Source organism: Kitasatospora sp. NPDC003701 (genome assembly GCF_053587085.1).
This window is the reverse complement of record NZ_JBSFNM010000107.1, coordinates 1-17,229: the sequence shown is the minus strand read 5'-3', so window position 1 is coordinate 17,229 and position 17,229 is coordinate 1. Positions and strand designations below refer to the sequence as shown.

Here is a 17,229-nt window from a genome sequence, read left to right as displayed (position 1 = left end):
CTGGGTCGGGTGGTGGCGCTGGAGCATCCTGAGCGTTGGGGTGGTCTGGTGGATCTGCCGGCGGTGGTGGACCCGGCTGCGGTCCGGCGCCTGGTAGGTGTCCTGGCCGCCGGAGCCGATGTCGCTTCCGCTTCCGGTGCCGGGGCCGTGGTCGAGGACCAGGTCGCGGTGCGCGGTTCGGGGGTGTTCGGTCGGCGGCTGGCGCGTGCGGTGGCCGGCGGTTCGGGCCCGGTACGGGAGTGGCGGCCCTCGGGCACGGTGCTGGTGACCGGCGGTACGGGTGCGCTGGGTGGCCATGTGGCGCGCTGGCTGGCGGGCCACGGGGCCGAGCATCTGCTGCTGGTGAGCCGGCGTGGTTCGCTGGCGCCGGGTGCGGACGAACTGGTGGGTGAGCTGACGGCGCTGGGCGCGAAGGTGACGGTCGCGGCCTGCGACATCGCCGACCGCGACGCGCTGGCCTCCCTCCTCGACGGCATCCCGGCCGAGCACCCGCTGACCGCCGTCTTCCACACCGCTGCCGTCCTGGACGACGGGGTGCTCGCTTCCCTGACCGTCGAGCAGATGGCCCGAGTGGCCCGGGTGAAGGCCGAAGCCGCCGTTCACCTCGACGAGTTGACGCGTGGGAGGGACGTCGACGCCTTCGTGATGTTCTCGGCACTGGCCGGTACCTTCGCCGCGTCGGGCCAGGGGAACTACGCGCCCGGTAACGCGTTCCTCGACGCGCTCGCGGAGCAGCGCCGCCACGACGGCTTCCATGCGACCTCGATCGCCTGGGGAGTCTGGGGCGGCGCGGGCATGGCCGACGGCACGGCGGTCGGCGAGGTGGCCCGACGGCACGGGATTCCCGCGATGGATCCCGATCTCGCGGTCGTGGCCATGAAGCAGGCACTCGACCGCGACGAGACCTTCCTGGCCATCGCGGACATCGACTGGCCCAGGTTCGCGGTCGCGTACACCGCCACCCGGCCCAGTGCCTTCCTCGGTGAACTGCCGGAGGTTCGGGAGGTCATGGCCGGCTCGGGCCGGAACGAGCCGGTGACCGGTGCAGCTGAAGCGCTGCTGGAGCGACTCGCGGGGAAGGGCGCCGACGAACAGGTCCGGCTGCTGGCCGACCTGGTGCGGGACCACGTGGCGGCGGTGCTGGGCCACGCCTCGGGTGACGGCATCGATCGGAAGAGGGCGTTCAAGGACCTCGGCTTCGACTCGGTCGTCGCCGTCGAGTTGCGCAACCGGCTGACCGCCGCCACCGGGCTGCGACTGCCGGCCACGCTCGTCTTCGACTATCCGACGTCCGTCCAGTTGGCGGAGCACCTGCACCGTGGACTCACCCGTCAGGACGACGCGGCGCTGGAGGAGCGCGCGCTGGCCCAGGTGAGCGGGGTGGAGGAGCTGCTCGCCCGGACCGCGGAGCACGGGGACGTGCACGCGGCGGTGCTGGCCCAGCTCGAAGAGGTCCTGGAGAGGTGGCGCAGCGGCGGCTCGGACGCGGGGCGGCCGGAGGAGCGGCCCGATCTCGGAGCGGCGACGGCCGACCAGCTGTTCGCCATGCTCAACCGCGACTTCGGCAAGTCGTGAGCAGCAGCAGTTCCTTGCAAGTTTTGGTGAATTCGGGGAGAGGCATTTTCTGATGGGCAATGAGAACGAGCTGCTGAACCACCTGCAGTGGGCCACGGCGGAGCTGTACAAGTACCGCGAGCGTGCGAACCTCGCGGAGCAGCGGGAGCGTGAGCCGATCGCGATCATCGGCATGAGCTGCCGCTACCCCGGAGGGGTGCGGTCGCCCGAGGACCTGTGGCGGCTGGTCACCGACGGAGTGGACGCCTTGACGCCCTTCCCGGCCGACCGGAGCTGGGACGTTGACGGCCTGTACGACCCGGACCCCGACAAGTCGGGTGCCTCGTACGTCCGCAGCGGTGGATTCCTCGACTCCGTGGCCGAGTTCGACGCGGACTTCTTCGGGATCTCGCCGCGTGAGGCCGTGGCGATGGACCCGCAGCAGCGGCTGCTGCTGGAGACCTCCTGGGAGGTGCTGGAGCGCGCGGGCTTCGACCCCGAGTCGCTGCGGGGCAGCCGGACCGGTGTGTTCGCCGGTACCAACGGACAGGATTACGCGGCGCTCGCCCAGGGCGACCCCAGCCAGTTGGAGGGGTACTTCGTCACCGGCAACACGGCTGCCGTGGTGTCGGGCCGTCTGTCGTACGCGCTGGGCCTGGAGGGTCCGGCGGTGACGGTGGACACGGCGTGTTCGTCCTCGCTGGTGGCGCTGCACCTGGCGGCGCAGGCGCTGCGGGCCGGCGAGTGCGACCTGGCGCTGGCGGGCGGTGTGACGGTGATGTCCACCCCGGGTGCGTTCGTGGAGTTCTCGCGTCAGCGCGGTCTGGCGTCGGACGGTCGGTGCAAGGCGTTCGCGGACTCGGCGGACGGCACCGGGCTGGGCGAGGGTGTCGGGCTGCTGCTGGTGGAGCGCTTGTCGGACGCGGTGGCCCATGGGCACAACGTCCTCGCGGTGGTGCGGGGTTCGGCGGTCAACCAGGACGGCGCGTCCAACGGTCTGACGGCGCCGAACGGCCCCTCCCAGCAGCGGGTGATCCGTGCGGCGCTGGCCGGCGCGGGACTCTCCCCCTCCGAGGTCGACGTCGTCGAGGCGCACGGGACCGGCACCCGGTTGGGTGACCCGATCGAGGCGCAGGCGCTGCTGGCGACCTACGGCCAGGGCCGCGACGCCGAAAGCCCGCTGTGGCTGGGGTCGGTGAAGTCGAACATCGGCCACGCGCAGGCGGCCGCCGGTGTGGCGGGTGTGATCAAGATGGTGATGGCGATGCGGGAGGGTGTGCTCCCGCGGACGCTCCACGTCGACGAGCCGTCGAAGGAGGTCGACTGGGCCTCCGGCGCGGTGGAGCTGCTGTCGGAGTCGCGCTCGTGGCCGCAGGTGGATCGTCCTCGCCGTGCGGGTGTGTCGTCGTTCGGTGTGAGCGGGACGAACGCGCACGTGATCCTGGAGCAGGCGGAGGCGCCGGTCGAGGTGGCGGTCGAGGAGGCCGTCGAGCTCCCGGTGGTGCCGCTGGTGCTGTCCGGCAAGTCCGAGGCGGCGGTGCGGGGCCAGGCTGCCGCGCTGCTGGAGCGGCTGCGCGGGGGTGAGGTGCGGGAGCTCGATGCGGCGTTCTCGCTGGCGACCTCGCGTTCGGTGTTCGGGCACCGTGCGGTGGTGATGGCCGAGGAGCGCGGTGAACTGCTGACCGGTCTGGGTGAGTTGGTCTCCGGCGGTCTGGTTTCGGCCGGGTCGGTCGCGGGGTCGGGTGCTGCCGGTGGTGTGGTGTTCGTGTTCCCGGGCCAGGGTTCGCAGTGGTTGGGGATGGCGGGTGAGCTGCTGGATTCCTCGGCGGTGTTCGCGTCGCGGATGGCGGAGTGCGAGCGGGCGCTGGGCGGGTTGGTGGACTGGTCGCTGAGCGGGATCGTGCGCTCGGAGGACGAGGCGTGGCTGGGCCGGGTGGATGTGGTGCAGCCGGTGCTGTGGGCGGTGATGGTGTCCCTGGCGGAGGTGTGGCGTTCGTTCGGGGTCCAGCCTGCGGCGGTGCTGGGTCACTCACAGGGTGAGATCGCCGCCGCCGTGGTGGCGGGTGGTCTGTCGCTGGAGGACGGCGCTCGGGTGGTCGTCCTGCGTTCGCGGGCGATCGCACGGGACCTGGCCGGTTCGGGCGGCATGGTGTCGGTGGCCGTGGGCGCCGACGGTGTGCGGGGCCTGTTGGAGGAGTGGGCCGGCGGTCAGGTGTCGGTGGCCGCCGTCAACGGGGTGGCTTCGACGGTGGTGTCCGGCCCGGCGGAGCCGCTGGAGGCCTTCACCTCGTGGTGTGAGGGTCGTGGGGTGCGGGTGCGGCGGATTCCGGTGGACTACGCCTCGCACTCGCACATGGTCGAGGGCCTGGAAGCCGGCCTGGCGCGGGACTTGGCCGGGATCACCCCGGTCTCCGGCACCGTCCCGTTCTGGTCGACCGTGACGGGCGACTTCCTGGACACGGCCGCACTGGACGCCGGGTACTGGTACACCAACCTGCGTCGGACGGTGGAGTTCCGCGCAGGTGTGGAAGGGCTTCTCGCGCTGGGTCACGGCTTGTTCGTGGAGGCCAGCCCCCATCCGGTGCTGGTCCCGGCGATCGAGGAGGTCATCGGTGAGGCCGGCCCCGACACCACGGCGGTGGCGGTCGGCACTCTGCGCAGGGGCGAGGGCGGTGCGGCGCGGCTGACGGCTTCGCTGGCGCAGGCGTTCGTCCACGGCGCCCCGGTCAGCTGGCCCACCCTCTTCGAAGGCACCGGCGCGCGCCGCGTCGACCTGCCGACCTACGCCTTCCAACACCAGCGCTACTGGCTGGACGTACCGCTGCGCGACGACACCGCGCTGATCGACCCGGTGGACGAGGAGTTCTGGCGGGCCGTCGAGAGCGAGGACCTGGCGGCCCTGATCGCTGCGCTGCAGGCGGGCGAGGGCATGGACGAGTCACTGCGGGAAGTCCTGCCCGTACTCTCGACCTACCGTCGGCGTCGGCACGAGAACTCCGTCGCCGACTCCTGGCGCTACGGGGTCTCGTGGCGCGCGCTGCCGCAGCAGGCCGCGTCGGTGCCGGCAGCGCTGTCCGGCGACTGGCTCGTCGTCGTCCCGAGCGGCATCGCCGACACCGAGTGGGTCGACTCCCTGCTGGAGTCGCTGGGCGTGGAGGACCCCGCCCGGACCATCGAGGTGGACGCCCGCCGCACCGACCGCTCGCAGCTCGCCGACCGGCTCTCGGCCCTTCGGGGTACCGAGTTCACGGGTGTGCTGTCGCTGTTGGCGCTGGACGAGCGGGTCGTCGGTGGGGAGGGTCGTCTGGCTGCCGGGGTGGCGGGGACGCTGTTGCTGGTGCAGGCGTTGGGTGATGCGGGTGTGGTGGGTCCGCTGTGGGCACTGACGCGTGGTGCGGTGTCGGTGGGTGCGGGGGACCGGGTGTCGAGTCCGGTGCAGGCGCAGGTGTGGGGTCTGGGTCGGGTGGTGGCGCTGGAGCATCCTGAGCGTTGGGGTGGTCTGGTGGATCTGCCGGCGGTGGTGGACCCGGCTGCGGCTCGGCGCCTGGTGGGTGTCCTGGCCGCCGGTACCGATGTTGCTTCCGGTGCCGGGGCCGGTGCCGGTGCCGCTTCCGGTGCCAGTGCCGGGGCCGTGGTCGAGGACCAGGTCGCGGTGCGCGGTTCGGGGGTGTTCGGGCGACGGCTGGCGCGTGCGGTGGCCGGCGAGGCGGCACCGGTGCGGGAGTGGCGGCCGTCGGGGACGGTGCTGGTGACCGGCGGTACGGGTGCGCTGGGCGGCCATGTGGCCCGCTGGCTGGCGGGCCACGGGGCCGAGCATCTGCTGCTGGTGAGCCGGCGTGGTGCGCTGGCGCCGGGTGCGGACGAACTGGTCGGTGAGCTGTCGGCGCTGGGGGCGAAGGTGACGGTCGCGGCCTGCGACATCGCCGACCGCGACGCGCTGTCCGCGCTGCTCGACGGCGTCCCCGCCGAGCACCCGCTGACCGCCGTCTTCCACACCGCGGGAACCGGCGGGTCGGCGCTGATCGCCGACTGCTCCCCGGAGGAGCTGGTCGCCGTCGCACCCGCGAAGATCGCGGGTGCGGTGAACCTGGACGCCCTGCTGCACGAGTCCGAGCTGGAGGCGTTCGTCCTCTTCTCCTCGAACGCCGGCACCTGGGGCAGCCGCGGCCGGGCCGCCTACGCCGCCGCGACGGCCCACCTGGACGCGCTCGCACAGGGCCGCCGAGACCGCGGCCTCGCCGCGACCTCGGTCGCCTGGGGCGTCTGGGGCGGGGCGGGCGCGTCGGACGACCCGGAGATCGGCGAGGTCGCCCGACGGCACGGCGTGCCGGTGATGGACCCGGACACCGCCCTGGCCGCGCTGCGGCGCACGCTGGAGGGCGAGGACACCTGCACCGCGGTCGCGGAGGTCGACTGGCCCCGGTTCACCGTGGCCTTCACCGCCAACCGGGGGAGCGCCTTCCTCGGTGACCTGCCGGAGGTGAAGAAGGCCCTCGCGGCCCAGCAGGCCGAACCGGTCGCCGAGACCGGCGAGGCCGCCGCCCCACTGACCCGGCGACTGCTGGCGATGAACGCGGCCGACCAGAAGCACCACCTGCTGGAACTGGTGCGGACGCACGTCGCCGTGGTGCTCCGCCACGGGTCGTCCCGCGCGATCGAGGAGCGGCGGGCCTTCCGGGACCTCGGCTTCGACTCGGTCACCGCCGTGGAACTGCGCAACCGCCTCAACGCCGAGACCGGCCTGCGCCTGTCGCCCACCACGGCCTTCGACTACCCGACCGCCGAGGTACTGGCCGAGCACCTGCGCCGTGAACTGGTCGGCGAGCAGGACGCCGCCGCCGGGCTGCCCGCCGTCGGCGTGGCGGCGGTGGACGACGAGCCGATCGCCATCGTCGGGATGAGCTGCCGCTTCCCCGGCGGGGTGCGGTCGCCCGAGGACCTCTGGCGCCTGGTGGCCGATCACGTCGACGCGGTCTCCGGCCTGCCCACCGACCGCGGCTGGGACGTCGAGGGCCTGTACGACGAGGACCCGGACGCGGTCGGGAAGCTGTACTCCGTCGAGGGCGGTTTCCTGTACGACGCGGGCGAGTTCGACCCGGCCTTCTTCGGCATCGCCCCCCGCGAGGCCCGTGCGATGGACCCGCAGCAGCGGCTGCTGCTGGAGACCTCCTGGGAGGTCTTCGAGCGGGCCGGCATCGACCCGCACACCCTGCACGGCAGCAGCACCGGCGTCTTCGTCGGGACCAACGGCCAGGACTACACGATGGTTCAGGCGAAGGCCTGGGAGGAGTCCGAGAACTACGTCCTGACGGGCGGCTCCGCCAGCGTGCTGTCCGGCCGGATCGCCTACACGCTCGGACTGGAGGGACCGTCCGTGTCGATCGACACGGCCTGCTCCTCGTCGCTGGTGGCGCTCCACCTGGCCTGCCAGGCGCTGCGGTCGGGCGAGTGCTCGCTCGCGGTGGCCGGCGGTGCGACGGTCATGGCGACCCCCGCGCTGTTCGTGGCGTTCTCGCGGCAGCAGGGGCTGGCGCGGGACGGCCGCTCCAAGGCGTTCGCCGCCGCCGCCGACGGCGCGGGCATGAGCGAGGGCGCCGGTGTGCTGCTGCTGGAGCGGCTGTCCGACGCCCGGCGAAACGGCCGGAACATCCTCGCGGTGGTCCGCGGCTCCGCCGTGAACCAGGACGGTGCCTCGAACGGTCTGACGGCCCCCAACGGCCCGTCCCAGCAGCGGGTGATCCGCCAGGCGCTGACGAACGCCGGGCTGTCCACCGCGGACGTCGACGTCGTCGAGGCGCACGGCACCGGCACCCGGCTGGGCGACCCGATCGAGGCGCAGGCGCTGCTGGCGACCTACGGCCGGCACCGGGACGCCGAGCAGCCGCTCTGGCTCGGCTCGCTGAAGTCGAACCTCGGTCACACCCAGGCCGCCGCCGGTGTGGCCGGCGTGATCAAGATGGTCATGGCGATGCGGCACGGCACGATGCCGATGTCGCTGCACATCGACGCGCCCACACCGGACGTGGACTGGTCGGCGGGGCACGTCTCGCTGCTGACCGAGGACCGGCCGTGGCCCGCCGACGAGCGCCCGCGCCGCGCCGGTGTGTCCGCGTTCGGCGTGAGCGGGACCAACGCCCACGTCATCCTGGAGGGCATCACCGCCGAGGAGACGTCCCCGGCAGTCGTCCTGCCCGGGGCCGCGGACCCGGCGGGTCCCGTCCCGCAGACCGACGGGGACGCGGACACCCTGCTCCCGTGGGTCCTGTCGGCGAAGAGCGACGCGGCCCTGCGCCAGCAGGCCGGGCAGCTCGGGAAGCACCTGGAGGACCACCCGGACGCCCGTCCCGCCGACGTCGGCCACACGCTGATCACCGCACGCTCGCTGTTCGACCACCGGGCCGTCGTGCTGGGCGGTGGGCTCGACGAGTTCCGCCAGGGGCTGGACGCCCTCGCGGCCGGAAGGAACGCGGCGAACGTGTCCAAGGCGCGGGCCGGAGCCACCGGCCGACCCGTGTTCGTCTTCCCCGGACAGGGCTCCCAGTGGGTCGGCATGGCGGCCGGTCTCCTGGAGTCCTCCCCGGCGTTCCGCGAGAGCGTGCTCGCCTGCGACGCGGCCCTGTCGGAATTCGTCGACTGGTCGGTCCTCGACGTCCTGCAGGACGTTCCGGGCGCCCCGCCGATGAGCCGGGTGGACGTCCTCCAACCCGTCCTGTTCACCATGATGGTCTCGCTGGCCGCGGTGTGGCGCTCCTACGGGGTCGAACCCGCCGCGGTGGTGGGCCACTCGCAGGGCGAGATCGCGGCGGCCTGCGTCGCCGGCGGCCTGTCCCTGCGGGACGGCGCCAGGGTGGTCGCCCTGCGCAGCCTGGCCTGGCTGCGTCTGGTCGGCCAGGGCGCCATGCTGTCGGTGACCCTGCCGGCGGAGCAGGCCGAGGCGAGGATCGGCGACCGCGGTGACCGGGTCGGCCTGGCCGCCGTGAACAGCCCGAACTCGGTGGCGCTGTCCGGTGACCCCGAGACCCTCGGCGAGATCCTCGCCGAGCTGCTGGCCGACGGCGAGACGGCGAGGTGGATCCCGGGTGTCGACACCGCGGGCCACTCGCCGCAGGTCGACGCGCTGCGCGAGCAACTGCTGGAGGCCCTGGCCCCCGTCGAGCCGCGGAGCTCGGACATCCCGTTCTACTCCACGGTGACCGGCGGCCTGCTCGACACCGGCGGGCTCGACGCCGAGTACTGGTACCGGAACATGCGCCGGCCCGTCGAGTTCCAGCAGGCCGTGGACGCGCTGCTGGACGCCCACCACAGCGCGTTCATCGAGGTCAGCCCGCACCCCCTGCTGGCCTTCTCGATCCACGACAACGCCACGTCCCACCTGGCCGGCGAGGAGGGGGTGCGGGTCGTCGCGACGCTGCGCAGGGACGCCGGCGGCCCCCGCCGGGTGCTGGACGCCCTGGCCGACGCGCACACCCAGGGGATCGCCGTCGACTGGCAGCCGGCGTTCGCCGGGACCGGGGCGCGCAGGGCGGACCTGCCGACCTACGCGTTCCAGCGCCGGCGCTACTGGCTGGAACCCACGGTGTCCACCGAGGAGCTCCACGCCCCCGGCGCGGTCGACGGCATCGACACGGAGTTCTGGACCGCGGTGGAGACGGCCGACCTGACGTCGCTCGCCGCCGCCCTGCACCTGGAGGGGGAGCAGCGGAAGTCCCTGGAGGCCGTCGCTCCCGCGCTGTCGGCGCTGCGTCGCCGTCAGAAGGAGAACGCCGCCGTCGACTCGTGGCGCTACCGGATCGACTGGCGCCCGCTGGCCGCCCCGGGCGGCGCCGCGCCGTCCGGCCTGTCCGACCGCTGGCTGGTGCTGGCGCCCGCCGGCACCACGTGGGCGGATCCGTGGGCCGAGGCCCTGCGCGCCGCCGGTGCGCGGACCGCGGTGCTCGCGGTCGACCCCGTCACCACGACCCGGGAGGCGCTGGCCGAGGCGCTGGCGGCCGAGCTGTCCGGGGCCGGGGAGGTCGGCGGGGTGCTGTCCTTCCTGGGAGCCGACGAGCGACCGTCCGGGGCCGACGAGCGGCTGCCCGCGGGACTGCTCGCCACCGTCGCGACCGTCCAGGCCCTGGGCGACGCCGGGGTCACCGCCCCGCTGTGGGTGGCCACCCGCGGAGCGGTGGGCGTGGGTGCCTCCGACCGGCTGCGCAGCGCCGTCCAGGCCCAGGTGTGGGGCATGGGACGGGTCGCGGCGCTGGAGCACCCGGACCGCTGGGGCGGTCTGATCGATCTGCCGGAGAGCGCCGGGGAGCGCGAGCTGGCGGCGTTCACCGGTGTCCTGGCCGCCCCGGGGGGCGAGGACCAGGTGGCCGTGCGCAGGGCCGGGGTCTTCGCGCGCCGGCTCGTCAGGACGCCGCAGCGCCGTGACGAGCCCACCGCGCGGTGGGAGCCGCGCGGGACGGTTCTGATCACCGGCGGTGCCGGCGGGGCCGGAGAGCGGGTCGCCCGCTGGGCGGCCGCCCGGGGGGCCGAGCACCTGCTGCTGCTCAGCCGCCGGGGCGCGGACGCACCGGGGGCCGCCGAGCTCACGGCGGAGCTGACCGCACTGGGATCCCGGGTCACCTTCGCGGCCTGCGACGTGGCCGACCGCGAGGCGCTGCGGCTGGTCCTGGAGCAGCGGATCCCCGCCGAGTACCCGCTGAGCGCGGTCGTGCACACGGCCGCCGTACTGGACGACGGCATCCTGGACGGCCTGACACCGGAACGGTTCGGCCGGGTCCTCGGGCCGAAGGCGGTCGGTGCGCGGAACCTGGACGAACTCACCCGGCCCCTCGAGCCGTCCGTGTTCGTGCTGTTCTCCTCGCTCGGCGGCACTGTCGCCTCGTCCGGCCAGGCCAACTACGCCGCGGCGAACGCCTTCCTGGACGCACTCGCCGAACAGCGCCGCGCGCAGGGCCTGCCCGCCACCTCCGTCGCCTGGGGCAACTGGGGGAGCGACGGCCTGACCGCGAGCGAGGAGATGCAGCGCCACCTGCGGCGCCACGGCATGTCGGCGATGGACCCGTCGTTGGCGATCGCGGCTCTGGAGGGAGCCGTGGAGTACGGCGAGCCCACCGTGACGGTGGCGGACATCGACTGGGAGAGGTTCCTGCCCAGGTTCACCTCGACCCGCCCCAGCCGACTGGTCGAGGAGCTGGCCGACGTCCGGCGTCTCGCGGTCGGCGGCGCCCACCCGGGCGCGGCAGGGGCGGGCGGTGCGGGCGGTGGCGCGGAGCAGTCGCTCGCCCAGCGGCTGGCCGCGCTGCCGCCGGCCGAGCGGGCGGCGGAACTCCTGGACGTCGTCCGGACCCAGGTCGCCGAGGTCCTGGGGCACTCCTCGGGCGATGCGGTGGAGGAACGGGTCGCGTTCAAGGAGATGGGCTTCGACTCGCTGACCGCGGTTCAGCTGCGCAACCAGCTGAGCACCGTGACCGGTGTGCAGCTGCCCGCGACGCTGGTGTTCGACCACCCCAACCCCGCCGAGCTCGCCGGCCACCTCCGTGCCCGCCTCTTCGCGGCGGAGGAGAGCGCGGACTCGGCGGTCCTGGCCCGGCTGGACGAGGCCGACTCGGCGCTCACCGCCCTGCTGGCCGACGACTTCGACGGCAAGGTGGTCGAGGAGCGGCTGCAGGCCCTCCTGGTGAAGCTGCGGGAGGCAGGCGCGGTGGACGGCGAGGACTCCGCGGCCGACCGGTTCGAGTCGGCCACCGATGACGAGATGTTCGACCTCATCGGCGAGCGGTTCGGGATCTCCTGAGCCTCGTCCCACCCCGGTCCTTGCCAGTACAGATGATGGAGAGAGTTCCCCATGAGTAACGAAGAGAAGCTCCGCTATTTCCTCAAGCGGGTGAGCACCGAGCTGGAGGAGACCCAGCTGAAGGTGCGGGAGTTGGAGGACGGGGCCCACGAGCCGATCGCGATCGTGGGAATGGCCTGCCGCTACCCGGGCGGGGTGCGCTCGCCCGAGGACCTGTGGCGGCTGGTCGCCGACGGCACGGACGCCATGTCGGAGCTCCCGGCCGACCGGGGCTGGGACGTGGAGGGCCTCTACGACCCGGACCCGGAGGCCGAGGGGAAGTTCTACGTCCGCGAGGGCGGTTTCCTCTACGACATCGGGGAGTTCGACCCCGGGTTCTTCGGGATCTCGCCGCGTGAGGCCATGGCGATGGACCCGCAGCAGCGGCTGCTGCTGGAGACCTCCTGGGAGGCCTTCGAGCGGGCCGGTATCGACCCCACGGCACTCGGCGGCAGCCGGACCGGGGTGTTCACGGGCACCAACGGCCAGGACTACAGCATGGTGCTGGTCGATGCGATCGAGGAGGCCCAGAACTATCTGGTCACCGGCACGGCCGCGAGTGTGATGTCGGGCCGGGTGTCGTACGTGCTGGGCCTGGAGGGGCCGGCGGTGACGGTGGACACGGCGTGTTCGTCCTCGCTGGTGGCGCTGCACCTGGCGGTTCAGGCACTGCGGGCCGGCGAGTGCGACCTCGCGCTGGCCGGCGGTGTGTCGGTGATGTCCACCCCCGCGCTCTTCGTGGGTTTCTCCCGCCAGCGCGGCATGGCGGTGGACGGTCGGTGCAAGGCGTTCGCGGACGCGGCGGACGGCACGGGCTGGGGCGAGGGTGTCGGCATGCTGCTCGTGGAGCGGCTGTCGGACGCGGTGGCGAACGGCCACAACGTCCTCGCGGTGGTGCGGGGTTCGGCGGTCAACCAGGACGGTGCGTCCAATGGCCTGACGGCGCCGAACGGTCCGTCGCAGCAGCGGGTGATCCGCCAGGCGCTGGCGAACGCCCGACTGTCGGCCGGTGATGTGGACGCGGTGGAGGCGCACGGGACGGGCACCCGGTTGGGTGATCCGATCGAGGCGCAGGCGCTGCTGGCGACCTACGGCCAGGGTCGGGACGCCGAACGCCCGCTGTGGCTGGGGTCGTTGAAGTCGAACGTCGGTCACACCCAGGCTGCCGCGGGTGTGGCGGGTGTGATCAAGATGGTGATGGCGATGCGGGAGGGTCTGCTTCCGCAGACGCTGCACGTGGACGAGCCGTCGAAGGAGGTCGACTGGGCCTCCGGCGCGGTGGAACTGCTCACGGAGTCGCGGGCCTGGCCGCAGGCGGACCGAGCGCGGCGTGCCGGTGTGTCGTCGTTCGGTGTGAGCGGGACGAACGCGCACGTGATCCTGGAGCAGGCCGAGGCGAGTGCGCCGGCGGTCGAGGAGGCCGTCGCCGCGCTTCCCGTGGTTCCGGTCGTACTCTCGGGCAAGTCCGAGGAGGCGGTGCGCGCGCAGGCCGGTGCACTGCTGGAGCGGCTTGGGACGGACCCGGGGCTGGGTGTCCTGGACGCGGCGTACTCGTTGGCGACGTCGCGTTCGCTGTTCGGGCAGCGTGCGGCCGTGGTCGCGGCTGATCGTGAGGAACTCCTGTCCCGTCTCGGGGACTTGGTGTCCGGCTCGGCTGCGGTGTCGGGTGTGGTGGCGGGTCGGCTCGGGGTGGTGTTCTCGGGTCAGGGTTCGCAGTGGCCGGGGATGGGCCGTGAACTGAGTGCGGTGTTCCCGGTGTTCGCCCAGGCGTATGGCGAGGTGTGTGCGGAGCTGGGGGTGGATCTGCCGTCGGACGAGGGCATTCACCGCACCGGGTTCGCGCAGCCCGCGATCTTCGCCCTCGAGGTCGCCCTGTTCCGGTTGTTCGAGTCGTGGGGCGTGTCGGCGGGTGTGCTGGCGGGTCACTCGGTCGGGGAGATCGCCGCTGCCCATGTGGCGGGCGTGCTGTCTCTGAAGGACGCGTGTGCGCTCGTCGAGGCCCGTGGGCGGTTGATGGAGGCGCTGCCCGAGGGTGGCGCGATGGTGGCGGTCGGCGCACCGGAGGAGGAGGTGCGGGAGCTGCTGGCGGGCACGGAGGGTGTGTGGCTGGCGGCGGTCAACGGCCCCACGTCACTGGTGCTTTCGGGGCACGAGGAGCAGGTCCTGGCGATCGCGTCGACGCTCGCCGAGCGTGGCTTCCGCACGAAGGCCCTGACGGTCAGTCATGCGTTTCATTCGGGTCTGATGGATCCGATGCTGGAGGAGTTCGGCGCGGTCGTGTCGGGCCTGGACCTGCGCGAGCCGGTGCTGCCGCTGGTGTCGACGGTGACGGGCCGCGCGGAGACGGAGCTGTGGACGGATCCCGCGTACTGGGTGCGTCAGGTTCGCCAGGCGGTGCGTTTCGCGGACGCCGTCGCCACGATGCTGGATCTGGGTGCGGGGACGTTCCTGGAGGTCGGTCCAGACGCGGTGCTGGCGGGGATGGTGGCGGAGTGTCTGCCGCAGGACGGCCCGGCCCGTGCCGTGGTGCCGGCCCTGCGCAAGGACCGTGACCAGGCCCGTGCCGTGGTCGAGGCCCTGGCCCGTCTGCACGCCACCGGCACCTCGGTCGCCTGGCCTGCCCTGTTCGAGGGCACGGGTGCGCGCCGGGTCGACCTTCCGACCTACGCGTTCCAGCGCCGCCGCTACTGGCTGGAGGCGTCGGAGCGGCCGTTGCAGGTGTCGGAGCGGTTGTCGTCGGATGTGGTGGACGGCCGGTTCTGGGAGGTGGTGGAGCGTGGTGATCTGGCCGGGCTGAGTGCGGCGCTGGGCGTCGACGAGGAGCAGGCGCAGTCGCTGGGCGAGGTTCTGCCGGTGCTGTCCTCGTACCGGCAGCGGGTGCGCGAGCAGTCCGCGACCGACCACTGGCGCTACCGCGTCACCTGGGAGGGCCTCGCGGCGCCGACGGCCGAGCGGCTGGCCGGGACCTGGCTGCTCGTGGTTCCGAGCGGGATGACGGATCCGGAACACGGCGGTGCCGCCTCCGCGTTCGACGTCCTGCTCCGAGGGCTGAACGCCGCCGGAGCCGAGACGGTCTGCCTCGACGTCGATCCGTCGACCGTCGACCGCGGCGGACTCACGAAGCTGCTGCGCGATGCCGGGGCCGGCGTCACGGTCGCCGGCGTGCTCTCCTTCCTCGCACTGGACGAGCGGCCGCACCCGGCCGCCGAGAACGTCGCGGCGGGCCTGGCCGGCACGGTGCACCTCTCTCAGGCGCTCGGCGACGCCGGTGTGACCGCGCCCCTGTGGGTCGCCACCCGAGGCGCGGTCGCCGTGGTCAGTGGTGAAGAACTGCTCAGTGCTGTGCAGGCGCAGGTGTGGGGCCTGGGCCGGGTGGCCGCGCTGGAACACCCCGATCGCTGGGGCGGGCTGATCGACCTGCCGGCCGTCGCCGACGACCGTGCCGCGGCCCTGCTGGCCAAGGTCCTGGCGACCGGGGGAGGCGAGGACCAGGTCGCGCTGCGGCCTTCGGGAGCCTTCGTCCGCAGGCTGGTCCGCTCACCTCTGGACCACCTCGGTGCCGTCCGGACGTGGGCACCCGCCGGCACCGTCCTGGTCACCGGCGGGACCGGTGCGCTCGGTGCGCACGTCGGCCGTTGGCTGGCCCGCAACGGTGCCGAGCACGTGCTGCTGGTCAGCCGGCGGGGTCCGGCCGCTCCCGGCGCTTCCGAACTGGAAGCCGAACTGACCGGGCTGGGCGCGAAGGTGACCGTCGCGGCGTGCGACGTTTCCGACCGTGCCGCGCTGGAACGCCTGTTGGCGGAGCCGACCGCCGAGCATGCGTTGACCGCGGTGGTGCACACCGCGGGCGTGCTCGACGACGGAGTGCTGGACGCGCTCACGCCCGAGCGGTTCCAGAAGGTGCTGGACGCCAAGGTCGAATCGGCCCGGCTCCTGAAGGAGCTGACGCAGGAGATCCCGCTGGACGCGTTCGTCCTGTTCTCCTCGCTGGCCGGGACCCTCGCCTCCTCGGGGCAGGGCAACTACGCCGCGGCCAACGCCCGGTTGGACGCTCTCGCCCAGCAGTGGCGTGCCGAGGGCACGCCGGTGACGTCGATCGCCTGGGGCAACTGGGGGAGCGACGGCATGGCGGGCGGCGACGGCATGCAGCAGCAGATGCGACGCCACGGCGTGCACCCCATGGACCCGGAGATCGCCGTCGCCGCCATGCACCAGGCGGTGGAGAGCGGTGACTGCTGCGTCGGCATTGCCGACATCGAGTGGCAGCGCTTCGCCCCGATGATGACCTCCGCCAGGCCGAGCCGCCTGATCGAACTGATACCCGAGGTGCGCGAGGCCCGGGACTCGTCCACCGCCGCCGGCGGCGTGGACGAGGAGAAGCTTCCGCTGGCCCGTCGACTCGCGGACCTGAGCGAGGCCGAGCGGGCGCGGACCCTGCTGGACCTGGTGCGCACCCAGGTGGCCGGAGTCCTCGGCCACGACTCGGCGGACATGGTGAGCGGAAGCCTCGCCTTCAAGGAGTTCGGCTTCGACTCGCTGACCGCTGTTCAACTCCGCAACCAGCTGGGTGCCACCACCGGCCTTCACCTGCCCGCGACACTGATCTTCGACTACCCGACGCCCGAAGCGCTGGCGGCTCACCTGGGCCGCGAACTGGTGGGCGAGCCGGACGACGCCGGCCGGGCCGGTGCGCCGACGTCCGTGGCGGTGGACGAGCCGATCGCGATCGTGGGCATGAGCTGCCGCTTCCCCGGCGGGGTGCGGTCCCCCGAGGACCTGTGGCGAGTCGTGGCCCAGGGCATCGACACGGTCTCCGGGTTCCCGACCGACCGGGGATGGGACCTGGACCGGCTGCGCGACCCGAACCCCGACACGGAGGGGGCCTCCTACACGCACGAGGGCGCCTTCCTCGGCGACGTCGCCGACTTCGACCCCGGGTTCTTCGGGATCTCGCCGCGTGAGGCGCTGGCGATGGACCCGCAGCAGCGGCTGCTGCTGGAGACCTCCTGGGAGGCCTTCGAGCGGGCCGGCATCGATCCGGCCGCCGTGCGGGGCAGCCGGACCGGCCTCTTCGCGGGCACCAACGGCCAGGACTACCTCCCGCTGTTCGCCGACGGAGCCCAGGGGCTCGAAGGCTTCCTGATGACGGGGAACACGGCGAGTGTGATGTCGGGCCGGGTGTCGTACGTGTTCGGTCTGGAGGGGCCGGCGGTGACGGTGGACACGGCGTGTTCCTCGTCGCTGGTGGCGCTCCACCTGGCCGCGCAGGCGCTGCGGTCGGGCGAGTGCGACCTCGCGCTGGCCGGCGGTGTGACCGTGATGGCGACGCCGGGTGCGTTCGTGGAGTTCTCGCGTCAGCGCGGTCTCGCGGCCGACGGCCGGTGCAAGGCGTTCGCGGACGCGGCGGACGGCACGGGCTGGGGCGAGGGTGTCGGCATGCTGCTCGTGGAGCGGCTGTCGGACGCGGTGGCGAACGGCCACAACGTCCTCGCGGTGGTGCGGGGTTCGGCGGTCAACCAGGACGGTGCGTCCAACGGTCTGACGGCGCCGAACGGCCCCTCCCAGCAGCGGGTGATCCGCCAAGCGCTGGCCGGCGCCCGGCTGACGGGCGCGGACGTCGACGCGGTGGAGGCACACGGGACCGGCACCCGGTTGGGTGATCCGATCGAGGCGCAGGCGCTGCTGGCGACCTACGGCCGCGACCGTGACGCCGAACTGCCGCTGTGGCTGGGCTCGGTGAAGTCGAACGTCGGTCACACCCAGGCGGCTGCCGGTGTGGCGGGTGTGATCAAGATGGTGATGGCGATGCGGGAGGGTGTGCTTCCGCGGACGCTCCACGTGGACGAGCCGTCGAA

Annotated in this window: 3 protein-coding genes; all 3 read left to right on the top strand. The window is 73.2% G+C overall.

Annotation, left to right across the window (positions count from 1 at the left end):
• Positions 1-1,575 (top strand): SDR family NAD(P)-dependent oxidoreductase (locus tag ACWDRR_RS42710; RefSeq protein WP_449777732.1); only part of this gene is annotated, 1,575 nt, incomplete at its 5' end.
• A gap of 52 nt (positions 1,576-1,627) precedes the next feature.
• Positions 1,628-11,335: a type I polyketide synthase gene (locus tag ACWDRR_RS42705; RefSeq protein WP_449777731.1), complete on the top strand. Its 9,708-nt coding sequence runs from the start codon at positions 1,628-1,630 to the stop codon at positions 11,333-11,335.
• Positions 11,336-11,386: 51 nt separating this feature from the next.
• Positions 11,387-17,229 (top strand): type I polyketide synthase (locus tag ACWDRR_RS42700; RefSeq protein ID WP_449777730.1); only part of this gene is annotated, 5,843 nt, incomplete at its 3' end.

Bases quoted from the DNA above. Each gene is read 5' to 3' on its own strand.
- ACWDRR_RS42705 (WP_449777731.1), top strand. From the start codon at position 1,628: ATGGGCAATGAGAACGAGCTGCTGAACCACCTGCAGTGGGCCACGGCG.